Raw genomic sequence first — 22,595 nt, 5'->3', positions numbered from 1 at the left:
ATTATTCAACTCTAATATTTTCTAACCTAAAAATTCAAAAACATCTTTGCGGTCATATAGCTTAAATACTTTTTCAAATAAGAATTGACCAACAAGTGACGCAATAACTGGAATAACTAACCATGCTAGCAATGCTGCGACAACGCCTAAGCCTTTTTCAATTGATGCTAATGGTCCTACTAAACCTACTAAACCAAAACCACCGGAAGCAGGAGAACCAGAAATTGACATCAAAGCTACAGGAACTGCAGAAATTATTGCTGTAAAGAAACATGGTACTAAGATAATTGGACGTCTAAATAAGTTAGGCATCATCATCTTCATCGCACCTAAGGCAATCGCGATTGTTACCCCTGGCTTGTTAACTTTCCATGAGTTTACTACAAGTACAAGTGTTGTTGCAGCAACTCCCATTGCAGCAGCACCAGCAGCTAAACCGTTAACTTGGATAGCCATCGCAATCGCTACTGTTGAAATTGGAGAGATAATTAACACTGCAAAAGAGCAGGCAATTAAAATACACATTAAAACTGGTTGTAATTCTGTAAATGTGTTAATCACATTACCAATTGCGGAAGTTATCGCTGTAACATATGGATACATATAGAATCCAATTAAGCCAGCACCTGCTCCTACTACAATTGGTGTTAAAACAATTGCTACTGATCCAAATTTATCGCCTATCAACAGAATTAATCCAACTGCAATCGATGCTGTTAACATAGTGTTAATAATATCACCTGTTCCAGCACCTACATAGGCACCTGTTTTATTCAACGCTGGGAAGTATTTAATTACGCCAGAACCTACAAACGCGGCTCCACCAACTACGGTCATCTTCATTCCATCAAAGCCAAACTTTTGAGCAATCAATGTACCAATAATTAAAGGTGTTCCTAATTGGAAAATAATTGCTGCTTGTCCTAAATGTACGGCAAAAGGATTAGTGCCGAACATCTTGAGGATAGCGGCAAGAACAGCATTAGGAATTAAACCAACTATAATCCCGATGGCAGTACCGCCTAAAACACGATCAATGAAAACTTTGGGTGTAATCTTTGTTGTTTCCAAATTCGTCACCTTCTTTATGTAAAATATATACACTATTATAAGTGAGATTGTGAGCAATGTAAATATATTTTTCTTTAGTTTCTTTTTTTTATTAGAGAAAAACGTAAAAAATTAATTAAATTTAACACTTATATTTAAGCATTCTGCTATAATAATGATATAATACATATTGTAAAGGTTATCATTTATATGAGGAGGAATTTTTAATGGTTTCAATCAAAATGTTTGGTGTTCGTGATGAAGAACGTCCAATGGCTGAAAACTGGGCAAAAGAACACAACGTTAACATTGATATGACTAGTGACATTCTTACATCCGATACTATTGATGAAGTTAAGGGTTTTGACGGTCTAACTTTAATGCAAGTAGCGGAAGTTACTGATGATTTATATCCTAAATTGAAAGAATTTGGTATTAAACAAATCGCACAACGTAGTGCTGGTTATGATATGTACAATTTAGATGCTGCTAAAGAAAATGGCATTATTATTACTAACGTGCCTAGCTACTCCCCAGAATCAATTGCTGAATACACTGTAACTACAGCATTGAACTTAGTACGTAAATTCCCACTAATCGAAAAACGTGTTAAGGAACATAATTTCTCATGGGAACCTGAAATCAGAGGTCGTGTTGTCGGTGACATGACAGTTGCTGTTATCGGAACTGGACGTATTGGTTACCATGTAGCTAAAATCTTCCATGGTTTCGGCGCTAAAGTTGTCGGCTATGACTTATATCCTAGTGATAAATTAGATGGTATCTTGGAATATCGTGATTCCGTAGAAGATGCTATCCGCGATGCAGACATTATTTCCTTACATATGCCTGCTTTCAAGGAAAATCATCATATGTTTAACTATGAAATGTTCAAGAAATTCAAATCTGATGCTGTACTAGTTAATATGGCTCGTGGTGCTTTAATTGATACAGAAGATTTATTGAAAGCTTTAGACGATGGTCTTTTAGCTGGAGCTGGTCTTGACGTTTACGAACACGAAGGTCCATTAGTTCCTATTGACCTAACTGGAAAAGATATTGAAGACGAAACATTCAAGAAAGTACTCGAATCTGATAAGATTATCTACTCACCACACGTAGCTTACTACACTGATGAAGCTGTTAAAAACTTAGTTGAAGGTGGTTTGAATGCTACTTTAGAAGTATTGGAAACTGGCAATGCTTCAACACGTGTAAACTAATTAGTTTAATCCTAATAAAAACCTCTGAGAATCTGTCTCAGAGGTTTTTTATTATACTTACTATAAGTTATTTATATTTTTGTCACCATATAGACTTTCCCAGTCATTTCTAAAATCTGCCACAGCTTGAGAAATAGATGGCATCTTAAAAGCAGATGCTACAATATCAGGACCAACTGTTACAGCTTGAGCACCATTGCTTAATGCTTCATTTACTTGTGCTACATTATGGAAACTTGCAGCTAAAATTTTAGTATTACTATTATCTAAGTTAATTCTTTTAGCTAGATTTCTAATAACCTCAGCTGAATCAATATTTTGATTTAACATTCTATTATAGTAAGGAGCCAAGTAGTCAGCACCAACATTAATTGCTTGATAACCTTGAAATTCCGTATAAATTGCAGTTGCTGTTACTCTAATTCCTTCAGCCTTTAGTTTTTTCATGACTTCTAACCCATCTAAAGTAGTTGGAACTTTAATATATACATCCTTGCCTACTTCATCTACAATTTTGTGAGCTTCATCTATCATTCCAGATACAGAAGGTGCTACAACTTGTACGTGGAGTTCTCTTTCATCTCCAATAATTTCCTTTATTTTTTTTAGATGTACGAATAAATCATCGCCTACTCCAGCTTTTTTTAGAATCGTTGGATTAGAAGTTACTCCTTTAACATTTAATTTATCACAGTAATATTTAATCTTTTTCAAATCAACTGTATCTAATAAAAATTCCATATCTATTTTGTCCTTTCATGCTAGAAAAGCATAGAGAAACCTCAACGTTCCCTATGCTTCCCTAATTTATTTTATAATAGCAATTTTTGTACCTTCATTAATTTCAGGATATTCCTTTTCTTCTACGTACATTGATCCTGGTAATGTAGCAGTTTTATCTCCTGTGAAATTAATAGCTATATGACCTAAGTTCTTCAAGTTAGTTTGAACTTCGTTACCTACTGCTGTTATTTTGTATTTTTCATCGTCAATTTGTAAAGTCATGCCTGCCTTTATTTCGCCAGATAATTCATTTACTTTAATGATGTAGCAAGATGGTCTAAGCGCATCTGGAGCACCTTCACCAAATAAGATAACCATTTTAATTTCCTTGAAATTCTTAGCTTCTTCACCAATTTCTATAACTTCTGTTTCGTAAAGTTTAGTCTTTTTCTTTTGTAAGAACATAATAAATCACACCTCATCATCAATTCATTTTTTACTTTTATTTTCCTGAATATAATCCAAAACTAGCTAACCATGCTACAAATACTCGAGGTAAACCGTTTAAGAAACGTGAGTACAATACAGATGTAACCCCAACTTCAACTGTTTCTGGCTTAGCTTCTTCAAGACCTAAACCAACAGGAATGAAGTCACAAGCATTTTGAGTATTGATAGCGAACAATGCTGGTAATGCATATTGTGGAGGAATATGACCTTTACCAATTTCAACACCAATTAGAGTACCGATAACTTGGGCAATTACAGCACCTGGTCCAAGCAATGGTGATAAGAATGGCAATGAACAAATGAAACCTAAAATCATCAAGCCCCAAACGTTCCCTGCAAGAGGTACCATGATTTTAGCGAACCAGTTACCAATACCGGAACCCATGATAATACCGATTAGCAAAGCAACGAATGCCATAAATGGAATAATTGTATTCAAAACTGTTTGTACTGATTCCTTAGCAGCTTGGTTAAATGTAGCAACAACTTTACCTACACCAATACCAATCTTAGCGATAAATCCGCCACCATGACCTTGTTGTGTCAATGTCTTGGAAGTATCTATTCCATCTTCTTTATCAGCTGCAGTTTCTTCTTTGGTAGCCTTTTCATTTTGCTGCTTAACAATTGCTTCTGCGTCTTCAGCATTTACTAATGAAATTTGTTTTGGAGTTACAGCAGATACATATAATTCTGGAGTAATGTATTTAGCTAACGGACCACTCTTACCTGTTGGAAGAACATTTACTGTCAAAATATTTTTACTTGGGTAAATACCACAACGTAAAGTACCACCACAGTCAACAATTGCTAATGCGATTTCTTCATCAGGAATTGCTGTCTTAAACCCATCAATAGCTTCCATACCTGTTAATTCAACAATTGTATCAACAATATCTGGTCTGTTACCACCTGTTACATAAACTACTTTATGTTTTTCTTCTGTTGGTGTTACAACGATTGGACCACCCCAACCACCTGAGCCTTTTACGATTTTAATACTGTTCCATTTACTCATAGTTCATTACCTCCAATTAATCCACTGTCTTAGATAACTTAATTCCAGTTGTGCGACATACATAAGCAGTTGTAAAGTCAGTTACCCAACCACCAATGAAATTCATAACCAAACCTACTAATAAGTATCTAATAGCTAAGTCCATACTATTCAAACCTAATTTTTGTACACCTTGTGCGATACCCATCCATACAAACAATTCACCTGGATTGATGTGAGGGAATACCCCATTACTTGTATGACAGAATTGAGCTTGTGCAGCGTAGTAACTTGGCTTGTAGTATTCAGGTAAGAAACGAGCCATTGTAAAGGACATTGGATTACCTAACATAAATGCTGATAAGAATGGCAAAATTAGATAACGTGTAAAGATGTTCTTAGATGCTCCTCTAGCAATCTTATCCATCTTTTCTTCACCTAAGAATGCAATAATTGTATTCATTAAAACCAATAATAGCAATACAACTGGTACGATTGTCTTCATCCAACCAATGAATGTTTTTCCACCTGTTTCAAAGAGGTTCATAAAACCTGATGCAAGATTTACAACTATATCCATGAGATCATCTCCTAATTAAATTTCTTTGACATATTTGCCTTCAAATTGTTTGCCATTAAACCAATCTTCGTAAATAATGGCATGTTAAACACATTTACACTTGTATCGTAAGCACTTGCTGACAATTTTTGTGTCTTAAAATCAACAAAAGTTTTGTAAGCATTCAATAAACATTGTCTAGTCAATTTATTCATTCTCTTTAACTCTTGATAATCTGCGGCTAAAACCGCGATATTTTTGCCTTCGAGTTTCTTCAATGTTCTAAATTTAGCAAACACTGTAACCCCTTGCATTAAACGGGCTTCTTTTATATTTCCATCATTATCTATCACTATCAACATCAATGAACCTGAAAAGAAACGTTTAGGATTTTTACCAATCAGAATGCGATAAGGTCCTAGTAATCTTAGTTCACGATAATTTCTGGAAAAATTTTTAATTTGAAAGATTCCAAACAATCCTTGTAAGAGAAACGCCCCTACAACAATCAATCCTATTAAAATAATCATCTATATTCCCTCCGTTATCTGTGTTAATGGTAAATCCATGTCATATTCCAACAAATTATTATAAATTTCATCATATCCTGAAATCATAAAGATTAAGTCGTATACGTGAGACAGAATCTTACTCAATTTAGAGTTTAGATTTTGCGGTATACCTATTAAGAAAATGATTCTTACTTCTTTTCCTTGATATTTTACAGCTTTTGATAAGATGCCAATCGTCAATAATATTCTAGAATGATTAGATTTATCAACCATATGCGGAATTGCAATCCCATTTTGGAAGACATTACTCATTTTTTCTTCTCTTTTCTTCCAATCTAGCTTAAATTCTGGTAATAATTCACCTGTTGAAATTTCTGTATCAATTAAATTCTCAACAGCTTTCAAATAGGAAATTCTTTCTTCAAATCTTTGAATTCTAAATTTTACTTGTTGGCTACTAATTCCCGCCATAACTTGCGATAGAGTTACTTTGCTAACTAATTCGTCATTCTTAAAGATACTCTGAATTCTAACAATTGGAGTTGTAACATCTTTACTTTCAAGTGGTAAAGTTGAAAATACAATCAAGTAACGTTCAGATGATTTCTTGAAACTTTCACTACTCTTGAAAATATCCGCTTCAGTTGTTCCTTGAAAAGTTTCATTTAACCTACTAATAATCAAATTTTGAATACTTTTACTTACTTCACCAACAATCGCAACTTTATGATATTGAGGATTCCCTCTTTTTTCATCTTCTATTTCCATTTGATAATAAAGTGCTAAATAACCCAATTCTTTATCTGAAATCTTAATATGCAGTTTACTTTCTAATAAATTAACTGTCATAATAGCTAAATCTACTGCCACTGGATATTTTTCAACAATTTCTCGACTGAATAGATCATCATTTCTCATATATGTGGCACTTCTATTTATCATGAAAATTGAATGATACTTTATCTGTTCAAAGACTCGATTGTAATCAATATCTAGACTGATATTTTCCTTAACTTGACTAAAAATTTCTGCGAACAACTCATCTATCCACATCAAGCGTTTATTTATTCGTTCAGTATTTCTATTACTATAGTTGATATTCAGCGGTATTAATAGGAAGCTTTTTTCTGCTTCTGTTATTTCCTTTGAATGTAAATACTTCTTTAATATAGATAGAATTTCGTCATTTACTTCAGAACTAGTCAATTCATAATAACAATCTGGCGTCGTTGAAATTTTTCTACCATGCTCATGTAAGAAGTTAAGTATTTTCAAATGTCTTATTATTAAATTACGTACTGTTTTACTTTTATCATACTTTCTAACTAATTTGGTTATTTCCTGCTTTTCTTCAATTGCTAGTTTCTCACCCAAATCATAGTAGTCACAAACAAAGTTACGTAGAATGAAAGCAATTTGACAATCTGCCTTACTTTCTAACATTACCCCGTTGTTACTTACCGATCGAATAGTAGTATCGTAATCTTTTAATAGAAGTTTTATTTCTTTAATATCACGATTGATTGTACCTTTACTTACCATCAAATATTCAGATAAATCATCAAGTAACATATATCCTTTAGATTTAATCAGCATCAATAATATGTACGCTTGACGTTTTAAAGGATTATTGAAATCCAAAGTTGTCTTTAAATAATGTGTCTGAAATTTAGCTAATCTAGCATAATCTTCGACTTTCAAATAATATTTTTGATTTTTTTCTTGAATCTCAGCTATTTCGCCTAATTCTTCATTCAAACTCGTTATATACTTTTGTAAAGTTTTCTTAGATACCTGTAACTCACTAACTAACCTATCTACTGTAATCGAATCATTTGTCGTAAGAATCTTAAACAATTGATAGTTTAATACATTCATAACCTATCCCACTTTCTATCCGCGAGATTTTCCTCCGGCAACATTTGTTGTAACACCTGTTATATAACTTGATCTGTCTGATAAGTAGTAGGCAACTAAATCAGCAACTTCTGATAATTTACCACTTCTTCCTAATGGTGTAGTACTCTTACTCTTGTATCCTGCACGGATATCTTCAACCGTTTTGTGTCTTGTATATGCTAAAGCTTCTTCATAAGCTAGTGTTCTTAAACCTGTTGCTTCCATAATTCCAGGAGCTACACCTACTACACGAACATTGAATTCACCTAATTCTTTTGCCCATGAACGTGTTAAACCTACAATCGCTGCTTTAGTTCCTGAATAGATGCTTTGTCCTTGTGAACCTTCCAAACCAGCTTCAGAAGCCATATTAACAATTACACCTGATTTTTGTTTTACTAATTGACGAGCAACAGCTTGTGACATTAAAAATACACTCTTTACATTGACATTGAACATCTTGTCAAAATCATTTTCAGTTAATTCATATTTACTATTACTTTCCTTAGCATCTACTAATAACCTAGGCAAGTTAATACCTGCATTATTTACAACCCCATCAATATGTCCATGTTCTTCAATAACTCTAGCAACTAATGCATCAACTTGTTCTTTATTTGTTACATCTGTCTCTACAAATGTTAAATGATCATGTTCTTCCTTAGCTGGTTGCAAATCTGCATCATATACATATGCGCCGTCATTTAATAATTCTTTTACAATTGCTTCCCCAATACCAGAAGAACCACCTGTTACAATGTACACCTTTTCATTTAAGTTCAACCAGTTCTCACTCATAAGAATTCCTCCAATAACTTTATATCTTTATTACAATTCTTATTTTAGTGTTAACGGTTACAACAATTAATACAAAGAATTTCTAAAATCTGAGAAAAATATTGCACGAATTAAATATTTAAATAAAATTATATAGATAATATAAATTCAAATCAACACTGTGTATGAATTTATTTAAATGAAATACTTCATTAATATATTTAGTATTTGTCGCCATCTTCTTTGTTATATCTACTTTCTCCAAAAACTTCTAATGCCGCAGTAGAATTATGTACAACGTCATTAAAATCTTCACTTGACGCTACACTGGCTGTAGCATTGTTTTCATTGAACCGAGTGCTTGTGAAGATGAATAACCACCGTCAGCAATCTTTTGTTTACTGACACCATACTGTACAGACATTTCTTTGCCTTCTGCCTGCATTTTAGCTACATTTTAGTAGCCTCTGCAGCCTTTTCGCCACCAGTAGTTAGCAAATTAAAAGTCTTAACATAAGCATTTTGTAAATCACTAGCTTTTTGAGCTCCGTCAACTGCAGCAGCTCCTATACCTTTGATAATAGGCATTACTCCTGATAAAACAGTAGAGAATTTAACTGTATAATCAATTAACTTTTTTCTACTAGATTTTATTTTCTCACTCAACTTATTATTAAATGACACTATTTGAAGTGCCTTACAATTGTTAGACAAAGTCTAGCGATTGTAAGGCACTTCATTTTTTCAGTTGACTTTTAATAATCTAAAAATATAGTTTACTCATCTTCGCCAATATGGTCTCACATTACCTATTATACTTAGGCTAATATAAAGAAAAATCCAAATATAAATATGCTTCCACATCCAGTCCCAGAAGAACATCGTGCCAATAATTATAGCTAGTATTACTGTAATTATTAGTATCCACCAAAAACGATCGTCTTTTTTTAACCAGTTATACATTTTCTTCATATCTCACCTCCGGGACTTTCTCATATGATTATTATACCATATTTTACTTTCCCCATAAGCGTCTTAATGCTTCTCTTGATGAGACTGGTCTATCTTCTTTAACCTTAGCGGACATTACTTCGACCAATGTTTCAAATTCTTCTTCATCTGCTTCACGTAATGCTGTTTCGATTTTAAAATTCTTAGTTTGAGTAGCTAATTTATTTTGCCATTCTTCATTAGCTTTCTTATTATCAGATTGTAATTGCTTGATTTCTTCGTTTAAATCATCAACATCTCTAGATGACTTTTGTAAGCTATCTAATTACTTATCTCGTTCTCGTTCACCAAGTTGTGATTTCAAGCCGTCACGTTCATCAGTCAAACCTAAATCCTTCAAATCTTCACGTTTCATGTCAATCTCTCCTATCGTTTTTATTTTACGTGGAACGCTCCACGCTGATTGATTGCATACAAAAAAAGCAGTTTTATGACTTACTCAGGTCGGAATGTTACTCTCTTGATTTACCATCCTTATATAATTCAATTTCATTCATATCTTTTAGATAAATAGCATCTCCATAGTCTAAACTACCAGTTGTGTTATACACAATAGCGTCTCCAACATCATTATCTTCAAGAAAATCTATATCCAAGAGAAACACTTTTACTGATTTACCTTCTTTTAATTGTACATTAACCCATTTACATTGAAATTTATCTAAAATATCATATAAGTTAGTTTCAATACTAATTTTCATTTGTTACCCCTTTAGGTTCATCTACTAAATTCACAATATTCCCTTCAAATTTGCCATGAACTAGTAAACTAGAAATTCCATTGAGCAATCCACGACCATTAGGAACAAGACCATATACTTCAAATATTGTTCCATTTTCATCAATTATCTTTTGACCTGCCACAATATCCGTTCTTTGTACAGTGATACATGAAATATCGTCGTGTTCCAAGTAAAAAACATCTATCGCTTTCATCAATCTTCCTCCAACTTATTAAGTTTATTTGTATATATTTCTATTAATGTCTTTGTATCTTCAATCTCTTTCTCTGTCAAATTCCACTTAGTTGCATTCTTAAGTAAAATATTTCCAGCTTGAATTTCTCTTAAACAAGCATCTTTTTTTGTCTACAGGATTTCCATTAACCTTCATTTGTTTAGCATGAATCAATTCTTCTAAAGCTGCTCGACCAGCTTTAGAAGAAAGCATTATAGCGTCATTAATATTTGATGCTTCTGCTCTTTCCCTTTCTAATCTAGCATCTATTTCTTGTCCCATAAGGATTTGACCGCTAGCTTTTCTAAAGACCTTAGTTATTTTATTGAGCTCTAGTTTGCTTATTGGGCTAGAAGATTTATCATTAACCTTCCTTCTATTCGTAGTATATCTTACATCTCGTCTAAATTGCTCAATTATTGGCTTATTTTTAGAAATAATTTGTTTCCTAGCATAATCCCTAGTCAAAATATCATACTTCTTACCATACATCTTGTTAGTTTCTTTAGTGTATTCTCTTAACTTCTTTTGACGTGCTGCAATTAGTGTTTTAGTGCGAGGAGCTATCATCTGCTCGTCTTCTAATTCCTCAACAACTTTCAAACGTTTCTTAGCATCTCTAGTTGAGCGTTCATAATAACGTTGCTTTTGTTGCAAATTACCATTTCTAATTGCTTCTTTAGGATTATACTGGGTCATGTTATTTACATTGACACCTGGAGTAAGTGGAAATAATTTGTGCCTGCAGTTAATTCCTAATGTTCCAGCGGGTTCACCGTAACCGTGATTGTAGATTGAATCATACTTGTCATTATAATTAGGATCATTAGTTGGAACTATATTGACTACCTTGCCTTGAATATAAGCACACGCTTCACGGCTGTTAGAGTAGCTAGACATTAAACTATTCTTGTAACAAATAATCTCTATAAAAGAATTGTTAAGGACAAAATTTATCCTTAACAATTCTTCAATTTCAATATTATTTTTAGCTTACCTACTACCTCATTAAATCAGAAATAATTTCTGCAGCACTCTTGCTCTCATGAATCATTCCAGCGACTGAACCAGCAAATATTATCCCATTCTCTACATCATCTTGATAGACAGCTTTCTGATATGCCTCATCTAATAATTGATTGAATTTTAACTTATCAGTCATTTTGTCTTCTAACTCATATAGCTCTTTAGCTTTCTTATTTACAACTATTCGGCTAGCTACTCCCATTTTTGTACCAATTACACCAATAGAAGTGTCCTTTGATTCAATAATCACTTTCTTCCAATTGTCACCAACGGGACTTTCCTTAGAAATTGAGAAAATTGTACCACATTGTACACCTTCAGCTCCCATCGCCATCGCTGCTTTCACTCCACGATTATCAGCAATTCCCCCAGCTGCAATAACCGGAATTTTTACAGCGTCAACAACTTGAGGCCAGAGTATTTGTGATGTCATAGTTCCAATATGACCTCCACTCTCCATACCTTCAGCAATAACAGCATCTACACCTAGCTCTTCCATCTTCTTAGCAATTTTTACGTTTGGAATTACAGGCATTACTTTTATTCCTGCTTCCTTTAGTTTAGGCATGTACAATTTAGGTGTACCAGCACCAGTTGTTACAATTTTTACTCCTTCTTCAATGACAACATCAACGATTTCTGGAACTTTCTTATTTAAAAACATCAAGTTAACAGCAAATGGTTTATCAGTTAATTCTTTTACTTTATGGATTTCTTCGCGTACCTGTTCAGGTGTATCTTGACCTGAAGCTAATACACCTAGCCCACCAGCATTAGAAACAGCTGCCACCAATCTTGCTTTGGCTACATCTTGCATCGCTCCTTGAATAATTGGATATTTAATTCCTAACATTTCTGTAATTCGATTCATAATTTCTCACCTCAATTATTTAAAATATAAAAAGGATATCTTACAACCATATAGTTATAAGATATCCCAATTGATATTAATGGTAATTACAATTTACTAAATAATTAGAATTGATCGATCAACAATTGACGAATTTCTTTCAAGTATGGTTGACGAGGATTTGCAGTTGTGCATTGATCATCGTAAACACGATCAACCATCTTATCAAGAGCTTTTTCAAATTGTTCTTTAGTTACACCATTTGCAGATAACTTAGGTTCAACGTCTAATTTCTTCATTAAATCGTTAATCTTGTTGCATAATGCATCTACTAATTCAGCATCTGAGTTACCTTTCAAACCTAATGCACGAGCAATATCTGCATAGTCTTTTTGAGCACGATATACTTCATAACGTGGGAATGGTGTACGTTTTACACGACCAGAAGCACCGTTAAATTTAATTACGTGTTGCATAGCAATGGAAATTGCCAAACCATGAGGTAATCCAAATTCCCCACCAGTCTTGTGAGCGATTGAGTGGTTAATACCCAAGAATGCATTAGCAAATGCCATACCTGCTAATGTTGCAGCATAGTGCATATTTTCACGAGCTTTTTCGCCTTCTAATGTAGGATGTTTTGGATCATACTTATATGAAGCTTCCAAGTTTTCAAATACTAACTTAATAGCTTGCATTGACCATGGGCGTGTGAAATCGGATGCCATGACTGATACATATGATTCAAGAGCATGTGACAAACTATCCAATCCAGATAGAGCTACAGTTCTCTTAGGAACAGTCATTACAAATTCTGGGTCTACAATTGCTACTTGTGGTGTCAATTCATAGTCTGTTAATGGATACTTAACGTGTGTATTATCATCTGTAATAACAGCATATGGTGTTACTTCAGAACCTGTACCAGATGTTGTTGGAATTGCAAACATTCTTGTCTTCTTAGCGTGATGGAATTTAACAATTCTCTTACGGATATCAACGAATTTTTGTTGTAATTCTTTAAATACTTCACTAACTTTTTCGTAGCTATCTAAGAATCCTGGTTCTTGATCTAAGGAGTATTCATAGATGTAACGAGCAATCTTTGTAGCATCCAATGCGGAACCACCACCAATAGCAATAACTGTATCTGGTTCGAATTGTGCCATTTGTTGAGCAATTTCAATTGTTTGTCCTAACATTGGGTCAGGTCTTACAGTTCCATAAAGAGCTGTCTTAACTTCATTTTCTCTTGCTGCTAATTGATCGTAAACTTTGTCTACAAATCCAAACTTAACCATTCCTGGGTCAGCTACGATGAATGCACGGTTGATATCTTCAGTTTCATCTTGTAGATAGCTGATAGCATTCTTTTCGTAGTAGATCTTTTCTGGTAAACGAACCCATTGAGGTCTGTTACGTCTCTTAGCAACTGTCTTAACATTTAATAGGTCTGATGTTGATAAATTATGTGACAATGAATTCTTCCCCCATGATCCTGTTCCAAGTGTCAAACTTGCACGTAAGCCATCTGTGTAAATATCACCAATACCACCAATGGAATCAGGTTGATTTACCAAGATACGAGCTGCTTTAGTTCTATCACCAAATTCTTTTACAAATGGATCGGATTGAGAACCAATTTGGATAGCAGCGTTATGGCCTGCACCTTGATAATCTAATAATGCAGCAACGGTCTTAATACCATCTTCACGATCTTTTGCTTTATATACTGACAATAATGGAGAAAGTTTTTCGGATGATAGCTTTTCACCGATGTTCTTAGCAGAAAGTTCAAATAACATTACATCTTTACCTTCTGGAAGTTCTACACCAGCTTGTTCAGCAATCCAGCGAGCTGGCTTACCAGCAACTGGACCATTTACACCATGTCTATCATTGAATACGAAATCTTCAATCTTCTTATAGTCTTTCTTAGGAACAACGTATGCTCCTTTTTCTTCCATCTTCTTTAGCCATTCATCATAGATAGGAGCTTCAACAACTGCAGAGTTTTCAGTAGCACAAATCATACCGTTATCAAATCTCTTAGATAGAAGTAAATCTTCAACAGCTCTGTCAAGGTGTGCTGTATGATCAACGTAGATAGCACCATTACCAGCACCTACACCCATTGATGGATTACCAGACTTCAAAGCTGCATTAACCATTCCTGGACCACCAGTAGCCAAAATAGAAGCAATCTTTCGATTCTGAATAAGAGCTGTTGTCTTTTCTAGACTTGGTTCCTCAATCCATTGAATAATGTTCTTTGGAGCACCAGCTTTTACAGCTGCGTCGTAAATAATTTTTGCTGCATGTGCCGAACATTTTTGTGCTTGTGGATGGAAAGCGAATACAATTGCGTTTCTAGTCTTCAATGCTAATAATGACTTAAACATTGCTGTTGATGTTGGGTTTGTTGTAGGTACAATACCTGCTAAAACACCAAGTGGAGCTGCAATTTTTACTTCGCCTTTAATCTTATCTTCTTCAATTACACCAACTGTTTTATCATTCTTAATAGCATTATAGACATTTTCAGTTGCGAAACGGTTCTTTGTATCCTTATCTTCTACAACCCCACGTCCAGTTTCATCTACTGCTTCATGAGCTAAAATCAAAGCAGCCTCTGAGCCAGCCAAAGCAGCAGCTGCAACAATCTTATCTACTTGTTCTTGTGAGAAAGTAGAATATTCTTGTTCAGCTTTTAATGCTTTTTCTACTAAACCATCAGTGTATACACGAGCATCTTCTTCTTTGTTGTTTGTCTTGTTAACCATTACTTTAGCCTCCTACTATAGCTAAATAAACTATAAGTTAATATTTAACCATTAATAAACGATACAAATATAATTGTGTTATCGTGAATTAATTCACAAATATTACACTTATAAAATAACATCATATCTACAATAAATCAATACTATTTTTAAATTTAATTTTATTTTTTCTCAGATTTTGTTAAATAAGTCACTTATATCAATCGATCAAAAATACAAAATAAAGCATAACAAAAAACTTAAAAAATATTTTTTTGTAAACGTTTTCTATTATAATTTAATCATATCTCATATGGTACACTTTTACAATATATTCCGAGAATTTTATCAACAAAAATAACTTAATGTTGATTGAACATTAAGTTCATAATTATAGTTAAAATAACACTGTTTTTTACAAATCTCATTAATTGCCATTAATTCCATTTAGTTTAAAAACAACATCAGATTCTCAAGTGTGTCAATGCTACTTATAACAACTATTTCAAGAAATTATCTTCTCTATTATTTAGTTTTATCTCCTCGAAAAAATGTGAAGAAAAAATATTTAAAAAAATATTTATTTTACTATATTCTAAAGGGGTAGGAATGTATAGAAATTGAATGAAATTATCGTAATTTGTCGCAAAGACGTCAAGTTACATTATTCACATAACTAGAAGTCAGATTTAACCTTATATTTTTATACTTACTACGTTTTCTAGCTACTCAAAAATGTGTTAATTAAATCTTATTTCTGACAATCTCTAGATTTTTGAATCTTATTCAACCTTGAGCATTTCTTAATACTTTTAGAAAAGAAAGATTGACTATGCTTAGCAAAAACAATCATTATGGCAAGCGAATTGCTAATACTCCACATGTACCTCGCTATGCACTTAGATGTTTCAGTTGCTCTTGGAACTGTCTTTTTCTTTACACCCCAAGTCTTAGCTGATACAACTAGTGAAGTTGATACAGGCATAAACTCTACTACAGTAGCCGCTAATAATACAACTGAAAATCATACGACTAACAACAAAGTTAGTTTAACTAATGCTACTTCAGCTCCTGTTGATACTTCAAAAGATACAGTTCAGACCACCCCTACTTTAAGTGATGCTGAAACAGTTACAAATTCAACTGTACCCACCACTTCCACTAGTGAATCAAGCAACAGCGTAACTAATAATTTGAGTAGCACTGATACTACCCAAAATAGTTCAACTAATAATACTACGATACAAACTAATAATTTAAATAGTAAGGTTCAAGCAAAATTACAAGCCAATCCAAGTAATACTAATATTACAATTAGTGATGGTGACACTAATCAAGTTGTTCCTTTACAACAAACTACAACATCCAAGGAACTTCCACAAACTGGTGAAGAGTATAATGGTTTAACTACTATTGGTCTCTTGATGCTTTCTTTAGCAACTGGACTTAGTTTAAAGAAACGAAAGAAAGATTAATCTTTTGCTGATTAAGTTCAAAAAAACATCATCTCAAATTAGCTCTGAGATGATGTTTTATTCTAATCATAATTTCTCAATAAATTATACAAAACTCTAATTTTTTCTTTAATATTTTCACCAATATCAGTATCCGCAACTGATTTTCGTTGTAATTCATGCTTTACCACTCGAACCGTTGAAACGATATCTTTCCCGCTTCTAATAGCATCTTGTTTTGAAGTAAATGGTTGATGCGAAACTAGTTGCAAGCCATATGAATTATACAATAATGTATATCCAGCGATCCCTGTTGTTGGCTGATAGGCTTTGGAGTATCCTCCATCAATTACCAACATATAACCCTCTGCGCAGATTGCATTATGGCCTCTTTTAACTGGAGTATGACCATTAATAATATGATTAGTATCATCACCAGCAAATCCAAATTCTTGTAAAATTTTGATGCAGAAATCCTTATTTTCCCTTAATTTATAATATGGATTCTTTACTTCTTCATGACAAGCTTTATCTGCAATAAAATAACGTTCAAAAGTAGTCATAGATTTCTTACCGAACAGTGGGGAAAGAGCTCCTTGCCATAAATACCACATAAAATCAGTGGCAAAATCATCTTTTACATTTGGCTTAGAGTAAGCTTTTCGAATCATCTTTTCAGAAAAATCAAATAACTTTTTACCTGAATATTCTTTACTACCAATCTTCAAGCTACAGAAATTTCCTTCTTCATCTGCAGGAATACATCCATGGAATAAGAGATTGCCATTATATGTACGGTACATACTACCTTTATTCATCATAAAATCTAGATGACGTTTTAATTTTGTAGAATGTTGAATGGAAATTAATAATTCATCTACAATCGCATTTTCTTCATCTGTTAATTCACTAGGATTTTTAGGGTCTACTGTGTTGAAACAAGTATTTTGTAACGGATATTCTTTACCATTTAAACTAATTACATTTTTCTTGTAATCTATCTTATTAAGTAAATCTCGATCATCCATTTCCAATTCTGGTCTTCTAGCTATAACTTTCCCTTCAAGCTTAAATTGCATCATCGCAACAGCTTGATGAATTTGCGTAATTTGTAGCTTTTCGCCGTTGAATCTATACCCATCACCATTGGTCAACTTAGGTCTAAACTGAGGATTATCTTCATATTGCTCTTCAGCAAATCTTGATAGGTGACGTAGATTAATGCCATATGCATCTTCTATAATATTTAAATTATTATATCTTGCACAAATTCTCAATAAATTCAACATACATAGTTTTGAGCCTGCCATTGCACCTAGCCATAGTAAATCATGATTTCCCCATTGCATATCGACAGAATGATAATTCATCAATCTATCCATAATTTTGTCTGGTTCTTCTCCCCTATCGTAAACATCGCCTAGAACATGTAAGTGATCTACTACTAATCTTTGAATTGTGTAACAGGTAGCAATAATAAATTTATCTGCTTGATCTAATTTCAAAATATTCTTCAAAAGTTGATTAATATAACTTCTCTTATTAAATTCTTGAGGATCGTTATATAATAATTCTTCTGTTATATATACAAAATTAGGATTTAGTGCTTTACGAACCTTTGAGCGCGTATACTTGCTTCCTGATAATTCTAAAAATTCTAATAAGTGGGAAATGTTATCTAAGTACCATTGTTGTAGCTCATTTTCTGTACGTAATTTTTTCTTTACTAGAGCCAATTCATCTTCAGGATAGTAGATTAGCAAAGCAAAATCTTGCATCGTTTGTTCTGTCATTCTATCTGAAAAGTAATCTTGAATTTTCTGTTTAATACTCCCAGAACCATTTCTTAAAACGTGATCAAATGCTGTATACTCCCCATGCAAATCACTTACAAAGTGTTCAGTTCCCTTTGGAAGATGCAAAATTGCTTCCAAGTTCATAATTTCAGTAATCACATCTTGTTTCGTAGGATATTTTTCTTTTAATAAGTTGTGTGAATAAGCATTCATGTCAACTTGCTTATTTACTAATTCTTCATTATCATCAAAATTCATCGCTATCAACCCCTATATTATGGTCATCAATATGCTTTTACATTACGCCCATAAAATGTTTTTGTCAATATTTTTTAATTATTTAATTACAAATACTTATTTTAAAATATTAAAACTTATTTATATACGTCTTGGGATCATTAATCCTTAATAATACTTTATAAAAAATTATTTTCAGTGATTCTTTTTAGAAAGTTTTTGTATATGATATAATTTGAATAGTTATAGTTGCAACGTAATTTTTAGTGAGGTGTTATATATGGAGTATCCTTATCGTGAAAAATTTCTATCTTGGGCTAAAGATGTTAAACATTACCGCGAAAGTACCGTAATGTTGTACGATTATACCGTCAATAGTTTCTATAACTATTTTTATAGTCAATCAGAACATGGTAATGATATTCGTCTTGTCCGACCTCAAGATATCACTAACTATCTTGTAAATATTCAAGAACAACATCATATTGTTGCTAATACTGCTAATAAATACTATTTTCACTTGAAAAAGTATTTTACTTTTCTCTATAGTAATCATTTGATTGATGAATATCCTTTAATCGATTTAAAAACTTACAAAGTTAATAAATACACTAATATTACACTTGGTTGGCAGCAATATCTACCTGAAATTTTCAAAATTGCGGAACTTTCTGATGATGCAAAATTAGAGCTTTTTCTAATCTCTCAAAATATCGAACCAAAGGGATTACTTAATATTACTTTTGGACAGCTTCGAAACTTTAATACAGAAAATACTGAAATTTTGCTAAATAATATTGAAGTAAAACCTGATAATTATTTCGTATTCTCACTAAAAAACGATCCTGAAAAACCATTGAATTCGTTAAATTCATTATTAATGAGAGTTAGACCTGATGAAGAAATTTTGAATATGACACTAGCTCCTTCAAAATTAAGACAGAGTTACATTTACAATTATCTCCTTACTAATAAAGATAAATCCGAAATTGAACTTCTAGATCATCTTCATCTATCTATTAAGTCATTAGTATATTATCGTCAAAACTTGCTCAATATTGACTTTAATAATTTTGTTTATGAAACTCCAAAAGAAAAGTAGTTTTTGCCCTTTCTTATCATAAGGAGATAATTAAAATGAAAAAATATTTAATATTTATTTTATCTATTGTTGTTGCACTACTAACTTGGGTTCCGAATACTCGTCTATTTTTAACGGATTCCAGTATAGGAACTATTCTTATATTAGTTTTATCTATTTTTGTATGTGTTTTTTCTGTAATTTATAATAAACACTCTCGTTCTCTTTGGTATATATTTTCTTTTATATTAGGATTAAGTCCTATACTATTTTTAATTTTCGTTGGTATTTTTTTAGCATTAGGAATGCCTTTTGCACCATGATTAACTTTCAAGTAGAAACCGGAAAAATTTAAAAAATCGCCAAAGATTTGCACTAATCCTTGGCGATTTTTACTTGGCGTAAGCTATTAAATTTTATTTTAAGTATTCAGTCAGATTCACATCTAGAATCCTTAGCCCATCTTTCAAAGATTGCATCACGTCTTGCTTCTTTATCCTTCAACATTCCATGTGTTTGTAACCAAACGTTTTTCGCAAAATTCAGTACTGCTTGCTCATATGTATTACCACCACAGTCCAAAGCAATATCATGATAATAAGTTGTTGCATATGGGACATCAGTATCATCTAAAACATGATATCCACCTTCAGCACACCATTCTATTTTTCCACTTGTTTCACTAGAAGTTGGATAAATATCCATAAAGTTTAAATTCATGTGTGCTGTCTCCCAGAAGACCCTATCCCCATGAACATTTTCCTTCCAGAAATTAGGATGTGTCCTAAGCCATTCATAAATTAATAGAAAATTTTCATGCGTAAAGCTGTCTTCTTTGACTTTCTTATCCAAATTTTTCCATTCTTGATACTCATCTTCTAGGTTCTTAATATTATAGTCACCATGGTGTCTGAAAATTAGGTGATTCTTTGTCCAAAAGAAATCATCGCTCAAATTCCCAAATTCTCCTTTTTCATTAAGATCTTTATCTTTAGGTTCACCAAATACTTCATATGCTATTTCATCTGAAAACCAAACTTCTCCGTCATTATCAGCTTGAGAGTAGGCTTCCAAGAAAGAATCATATATATAATCTACTTTTCCTGAATTTTCCTTATATTCCAATGGATGACCTAATTCCTCACTAAAGTAGATCCCCATTTATCATGATTATTCTTTAGGATGATACGTTCTTTTTCAAATAGTTTTAGGTAATTAGGTGATTCTTTTACAAAATTGGGTATATCATAATTCAAAAATTTTTCTTCCATGTCACTCATCTTTACTTGTTAATCTACAATAATCCTACCCTAATCTTTACGAAATAAAAATCTACCAGTAGTTTAATAGTAAGGAATATTCAAAAAAATTTTATTAATTATTATTTTTTAGACCGTTTTACTTTTGCAGTAACTAAGATAAGAAATAGTGGGATAATACCGTCAACTCGTCCACATTTAAAAATATCAATTACCAATAGTAATAATACAATAAAAACTAGTATTGACTTTTTCATATTTACTCCTTAACTTCAAAATAAAAAGTTAAGAAAAATCATTAAATAAAAATATACTTTTTTAATTTAATTTTTCCTAGCTTTCTTACTCTATTGATTTTAACGACTTCTTTTACAACGTTTTGTTACCACCAATGATTGATAAACATATTTTATACCTAAGCAAGCAAATAATATATCAATAATTGTAAATAAAAAATATCCTTTATCAAGAAAAATACTTCCTACCGCTATTGATAACATTACTAAGCCAATATAAAAAGTATAATTTTTATAAAATTTTTTATTTATTTTCATATATTACTTCCCCTTTCCACTAATAATTTCAGCTAGATTTATTTGTTATACAATTTCATCTCCTAGTTTTAATTTATCATATTATTAAATCATCGTGCCTAAATTATCGAATTTGGTCTTTTTTTAGATTTATTTGGTAATCTTAATTTTATACATTTTTCGCTAATCCATATTATCTACATATACTAATATGTATGGTTATATAATTTACATCGTCAATAATCATTTGCAAAGATAATTATGGAATGTCATATAAAGAGGGCTGGAATATCCTAAGTTCCAACCCTATTTATTAACTATATTTTCTAATTTCTTTAATCAACATAACTACAAAAACCATCAATGTTCCCAATAAGATTAAACCTCTCATTGTTAACATAGAAGTTCGCATAAGCCCATTTAGATCCAGTAATATTAACAATAAAAAGCCTGCATATCTACTATTTTTTGTAAAATTTACTTTCAACCTTGAAATTACCATAAACCCTACAACTAGCAATATAATAATACCTGTTTCTACCATGATCATTCACCACCTATACCAATAAACACAAAAAAATTAGACTGTTTTCAAGTTATACCTTTCAATCAAACTTTTCATTTTAGCCTTACTTCTTCTAGGAAAAGTCTCTTTATATCCATCTTTAAAAGAAATAACCCTTGTTGACAGGTTAATTTCAACAATATTACTTGGATTAGCTAAACAAGATTGTGATATTTTTTCTAGAAAATCATTTTCTGCCTCTAACTTCTTAATATCGCCTGTAAACTCACCCATACCATTAACTGTAACTATTTTTAATCTATGTGACTTAGGAGTGGTAATAATATATAGAATATCATTGATATTTTCGTTAATAATTCTTCTGCCCATTTTATAACTAAATGTCATTTTCTTTATGGCATGAGATTCCCTAATTCTCCTTGTAGCTAATGATAAAGTTTCATTTAGTCTCTTTTGAATCACTTCATCACTATCGTTTTTAGTAATAAAATCTAACGCTCCTGTGCGACGTCGATAGGTCATTGCTGCTAGATTTTCATAAGCTGTAATAAAAATTATCTGTGCATTGGGATCTTTTTGTCTAATAAATTCAGCTAAATCTATGCCATCTTTATCTGCTCTATCCCTACTAAGCTCGATATCTAAAAAATAAACTCCACTATCTACTTTGTTATCTTCTAAATAGTCAGCTACTTCAATATAACTATTAGCTTCTAAAGTTATTTTAACCTCTTTATCTTTACTGTCAGCAGAATCTTCTAAAGACCAAATAGCATATTTAACTAAATCATGTATCCTTCTAACTTGATCCTTCTCATCGTCACAAATAATAATTCCATATTCTTTCAAATTA

General features: G+C 32.2%; 23 protein-coding genes and 1 pseudogene. 4 read left to right on the top strand and 20 right to left on the bottom strand.

Going from position 1 to position 22,595, the window contains the following annotated elements; genetic code table 11:
• Positions 1 to 21: 21 nt before the first annotated feature.
• On the bottom strand, positions 22 to 1,071 hold the full coding sequence (locus OZJ21_RS00375) for a PTS sugar transporter subunit IIC (protein WP_034982136.1): 1,050 nt from the start codon (positions 1,069 to 1,071) through the stop codon (positions 22 to 24).
• A gap of 206 nt (positions 1,072 to 1,277) precedes the next feature.
• Between OZJ21_RS00375 and OZJ21_RS00370 the strand changes: the two genes are divergently transcribed.
• Complete coding sequence (locus OZJ21_RS00370) at positions 1,278 to 2,273, top strand: D-2-hydroxyacid dehydrogenase (RefSeq protein ID WP_268857241.1); 996 nt, start codon at positions 1,278 to 1,280, stop codon at positions 2,271 to 2,273.
• A gap of 60 nt (positions 2,274 to 2,333) precedes the next feature.
• Here the strand turns inward: OZJ21_RS00370 and OZJ21_RS00365 are convergent, their stop codons facing one another.
• The 14 genes and pseudogenes from OZJ21_RS00365 to adhE form a co-directional block, all read right to left on the bottom strand.
• Positions 2,334 to 3,014 carry a fructose-6-phosphate aldolase gene (locus OZJ21_RS00365; RefSeq protein ID WP_099460247.1) on the bottom strand — a complete coding sequence of 227 codons (681 nt, stop codon included), beginning with the start codon at positions 3,012 to 3,014 and terminating at the stop codon, positions 2,334 to 2,336.
• 66 nt (positions 3,015 to 3,080) lie between these two features.
• The gene (locus OZJ21_RS00360) at positions 3,081 to 3,461 is read right to left on the bottom strand and encodes a PTS glucitol/sorbitol transporter subunit IIA (protein ID WP_003699445.1); all 381 of its coding nucleotides are present in this window, start codon (positions 3,459 to 3,461) and stop codon (positions 3,081 to 3,083) included.
• Between the two features lie 37 nt (positions 3,462 to 3,498).
• Positions 3,499 to 4,524 carry a PTS glucitol/sorbitol transporter subunit IIB gene (gene srlE, locus OZJ21_RS00355; protein ID WP_003699444.1) on the bottom strand — a complete coding sequence of 342 codons (1,026 nt, stop codon included), beginning with the start codon at positions 4,522 to 4,524 and terminating at the stop codon, positions 3,499 to 3,501.
• A gap of 16 nt (positions 4,525 to 4,540) precedes the next feature.
• On the bottom strand, positions 4,541 to 5,083 hold the full coding sequence (gene srlA / locus OZJ21_RS00350; protein ID WP_003699442.1) for a PTS glucitol/sorbitol transporter subunit IIC: 543 nt from the start codon (positions 5,081 to 5,083) through the stop codon (positions 4,541 to 4,543).
• 11 nt (positions 5,084 to 5,094) lie between these two features.
• On the bottom strand, positions 5,095 to 5,592 hold the full coding sequence (locus OZJ21_RS00345) for a transcriptional regulator GutM (protein WP_268857240.1): 498 nt from the start codon (positions 5,590 to 5,592) through the stop codon (positions 5,095 to 5,097).
• A complete protein-coding gene (locus tag OZJ21_RS00340) occupies positions 5,593 to 7,452 on the bottom strand; it encodes a BglG family transcription antiterminator (protein WP_268857239.1) in 1,860 nt (619 codons plus the stop codon).
• 15 nt (positions 7,453 to 7,467) lie between these two features.
• Positions 7,468 to 8,271, bottom strand: coding sequence for an SDR family oxidoreductase (locus OZJ21_RS00335; protein ID WP_003706807.1), 804 nt, complete (start codon positions 8,269 to 8,271; stop codon positions 7,468 to 7,470).
• Positions 8,272 to 8,700: 429 nt separating this feature from the next.
• A complete protein-coding gene (locus OZJ21_RS00330) occupies positions 8,701 to 8,934 on the bottom strand; it encodes a hypothetical protein (protein ID WP_268857238.1) in 234 nt (77 codons plus the stop codon).
• A 331-nt stretch (positions 8,935 to 9,265) separates the two neighbouring features.
• Positions 9,266 to 9,514 (bottom strand): annotated as a pseudogene (locus OZJ21_RS00325) (phage scaffolding protein); the annotation flags it as partial.
• Between the two features lie 199 nt (positions 9,515 to 9,713).
• Positions 9,714 to 9,962, bottom strand: a complete 249-nt coding sequence (locus tag OZJ21_RS00320; protein WP_003708519.1) for a hypothetical protein — start codon at positions 9,960 to 9,962, stop codon at positions 9,714 to 9,716.
• On the bottom strand, positions 9,952 to 10,197 hold the full coding sequence (locus OZJ21_RS00315) for a hypothetical protein (RefSeq protein ID WP_034998326.1): 246 nt from the start codon (positions 10,195 to 10,197) through the stop codon (positions 9,952 to 9,954). The genes OZJ21_RS00320 and OZJ21_RS00315 overlap by 11 nt, the downstream gene beginning before the upstream one ends.
• Positions 10,198 to 10,296: 99 nt before the next feature.
• Complete coding sequence (locus OZJ21_RS00310; protein ID WP_225355961.1) at positions 10,297 to 11,118, bottom strand: phage minor capsid protein; 822 nt, start codon at positions 11,116 to 11,118, stop codon at positions 10,297 to 10,299.
• A gap of 100 nt (positions 11,119 to 11,218) precedes the next feature.
• Positions 11,219 to 12,115: an NAD(P)H-dependent flavin oxidoreductase gene (locus tag OZJ21_RS00305; RefSeq protein ID WP_098034790.1), complete on the bottom strand. Its 897-nt coding sequence runs from the start codon at positions 12,113 to 12,115 to the stop codon at positions 11,219 to 11,221.
• A gap of 104 nt (positions 12,116 to 12,219) precedes the next feature.
• Positions 12,220 to 14,877 (bottom strand): bifunctional acetaldehyde-CoA/alcohol dehydrogenase, encoded by a 2,658-nt coding sequence (gene adhE / locus OZJ21_RS00300; protein WP_099460248.1) that lies wholly within the window; start codon positions 14,875 to 14,877, stop codon positions 12,220 to 12,222.
• An 872-nt stretch (positions 14,878 to 15,749) separates the two neighbouring features.
• Here adhE and OZJ21_RS00295 point away from each other — a divergent pair.
• The gene (locus OZJ21_RS00295) at positions 15,750 to 16,331 is read left to right on the top strand and encodes an LPXTG cell wall anchor domain-containing protein (protein ID WP_268857237.1); all 582 of its coding nucleotides are present in this window, start codon (positions 15,750 to 15,752) and stop codon (positions 16,329 to 16,331) included.
• A 62-nt stretch (positions 16,332 to 16,393) separates the two neighbouring features.
• Here OZJ21_RS00295 and OZJ21_RS00290 read toward each other — a convergent pair whose 3' ends face one another.
• Positions 16,394 to 18,364 (bottom strand): fructose-1,6-bisphosphatase, encoded by a 1,971-nt coding sequence (locus tag OZJ21_RS00290; protein WP_081535606.1) that lies wholly within the window; start codon positions 18,362 to 18,364, stop codon positions 16,394 to 16,396.
• Between the two features lie 259 nt (positions 18,365 to 18,623).
• On the opposite strand from OZJ21_RS00290, the gene OZJ21_RS00285 reads away from it, so the two are divergent.
• Both OZJ21_RS00285 and OZJ21_RS00280 read left to right on the top strand, forming a co-directional pair.
• Complete coding sequence (locus OZJ21_RS00285) at positions 18,624 to 19,445, top strand: integrase (protein ID WP_268857236.1); 822 nt, start codon at positions 18,624 to 18,626, stop codon at positions 19,443 to 19,445.
• A 35-nt stretch (positions 19,446 to 19,480) separates the two neighbouring features.
• Positions 19,481 to 19,747 carry a hypothetical protein gene (locus tag OZJ21_RS00280; protein ID WP_191355796.1) on the top strand — a complete coding sequence of 89 codons (267 nt, stop codon included), beginning with the start codon at positions 19,481 to 19,483 and terminating at the stop codon, positions 19,745 to 19,747.
• A gap of 106 nt (positions 19,748 to 19,853) precedes the next feature.
• Here OZJ21_RS00280 and OZJ21_RS00275 read toward each other — a convergent pair whose 3' ends face one another.
• From OZJ21_RS00275 to OZJ21_RS00260, 4 genes are all read right to left on the bottom strand, one after another.
• The gene (locus OZJ21_RS00275) at positions 19,854 to 20,585 is read right to left on the bottom strand and encodes a hypothetical protein (protein ID WP_268857235.1); all 732 of its coding nucleotides are present in this window, start codon (positions 20,583 to 20,585) and stop codon (positions 19,854 to 19,856) included.
• 454 nt (positions 20,586 to 21,039) lie between these two features.
• Positions 21,040 to 21,237, bottom strand: a complete 198-nt coding sequence (locus OZJ21_RS00270) for a hypothetical protein (protein ID WP_003699419.1) — start codon at positions 21,235 to 21,237, stop codon at positions 21,040 to 21,042.
• A 292-nt stretch (positions 21,238 to 21,529) separates the two neighbouring features.
• The gene (locus OZJ21_RS00265) at positions 21,530 to 21,760 is read right to left on the bottom strand and encodes a hypothetical protein (RefSeq protein ID WP_268857234.1); all 231 of its coding nucleotides are present in this window, start codon (positions 21,758 to 21,760) and stop codon (positions 21,530 to 21,532) included.
• 36 nt (positions 21,761 to 21,796) lie between these two features.
• On the bottom strand, positions 21,797 to 22,591 hold the full coding sequence (locus OZJ21_RS00260; protein WP_268857233.1) for a LytR/AlgR family response regulator transcription factor: 795 nt from the start codon (positions 22,589 to 22,591) through the stop codon (positions 21,797 to 21,799).
• Positions 22,592 to 22,595 lie beyond the last annotated feature (4 nt).

The organism is Ligilactobacillus sp. UO.C109 (assembly GCF_026847815.1).
Classification (GTDB): Bacteria; Bacillota; Bacilli; order Lactobacillales; family Lactobacillaceae; genus Ligilactobacillus; species Ligilactobacillus salivarius.
This window is presented reverse-complemented; position numbering and strand designations above follow the sequence as displayed.

Excerpts from the sequence above, each read along its gene's own strand:
- OZJ21_RS00275 (WP_268857235.1), bottom strand. The coding sequence starts at position 20,585 with ATGGGGATCTACTTTAGTGAGGAATTAGGTCATCCATTGGAATATAAG.
- OZJ21_RS00305 (WP_098034790.1), bottom strand. The coding sequence starts at position 12,115 with ATGAATCGAATTACAGAAATGTTAGGAATTAAATATCCAATTATTCAA.
- OZJ21_RS00370 (WP_268857241.1), top strand. The coding sequence starts at position 1,278 with ATGGTTTCAATCAAAATGTTTGGTGTTCGTGATGAAGAACGTCCAATG.
- OZJ21_RS00335 (WP_003706807.1), bottom strand. The coding sequence starts at position 8,271 with ATGAGTGAGAACTGGTTGAACTTAAATGAAAAGGTGTACATTGTAACA.
- OZJ21_RS00295 (WP_268857237.1), top strand. The coding sequence starts at position 15,750 with ATGCACTTAGATGTTTCAGTTGCTCTTGGAACTGTCTTTTTCTTTACA.
- OZJ21_RS00365 (WP_099460247.1), bottom strand. The coding sequence starts at position 3,014 with ATGGAATTTTTATTAGATACAGTTGATTTGAAAAAGATTAAATATTAC.
- OZJ21_RS00280 (WP_191355796.1), top strand. The coding sequence starts at position 19,481 with ATGAAAAAATATTTAATATTTATTTTATCTATTGTTGTTGCACTACTA.
- OZJ21_RS00270 (WP_003699419.1), bottom strand. The coding sequence starts at position 21,237 with ATGAAAATAAATAAAAAATTTTATAAAAATTATACTTTTTATATTGGC.
- OZJ21_RS00265 (WP_268857234.1), bottom strand. The coding sequence starts at position 21,760 with ATGGTAGAAACAGGTATTATTATATTGCTAGTTGTAGGGTTTATGGTA.
- OZJ21_RS00285 (WP_268857236.1), top strand. The coding sequence starts at position 18,624 with ATGGAGTATCCTTATCGTGAAAAATTTCTATCTTGGGCTAAAGATGTT.
- OZJ21_RS00315 (WP_034998326.1), bottom strand. The coding sequence starts at position 10,197 with ATGAAAGCGATAGATGTTTTTTACTTGGAACACGACGATATTTCATGT.
- OZJ21_RS00290 (WP_081535606.1), bottom strand. The coding sequence starts at position 18,364 with ATGAATTTTGATGATAATGAAGAATTAGTAAATAAGCAAGTTGACATG.
- OZJ21_RS00340 (WP_268857239.1), bottom strand. The coding sequence starts at position 7,452 with ATGAATGTATTAAACTATCAATTGTTTAAGATTCTTACGACAAATGAT.
- OZJ21_RS00310 (WP_225355961.1), bottom strand. The coding sequence starts at position 11,118 with ATGTCTAGCTACTCTAACAGCCGTGAAGCGTGTGCTTATATTCAAGGC.
- adhE (WP_099460248.1), bottom strand. The coding sequence starts at position 14,877 with ATGGTTAACAAGACAAACAACAAAGAAGAAGATGCTCGTGTATACACT.
- srlE (WP_003699444.1), bottom strand. The coding sequence starts at position 4,524 with ATGAGTAAATGGAACAGTATTAAAATCGTAAAAGGCTCAGGTGGTTGG.
- OZJ21_RS00320 (WP_003708519.1), bottom strand. The coding sequence starts at position 9,962 with ATGAAAATTAGTATTGAAACTAACTTATATGATATTTTAGATAAATTT.
- OZJ21_RS00345 (WP_268857240.1), bottom strand. The coding sequence starts at position 5,592 with ATGATTATTTTAATAGGATTGATTGTTGTAGGGGCGTTTCTCTTACAA.
- OZJ21_RS00360 (WP_003699445.1), bottom strand. The coding sequence starts at position 3,461 with ATGTTCTTACAAAAGAAAAAGACTAAACTTTACGAAACAGAAGTTATA.
- srlA (WP_003699442.1), bottom strand. The coding sequence starts at position 5,083 with ATGGATATAGTTGTAAATCTTGCATCAGGTTTTATGAACCTCTTTGAA.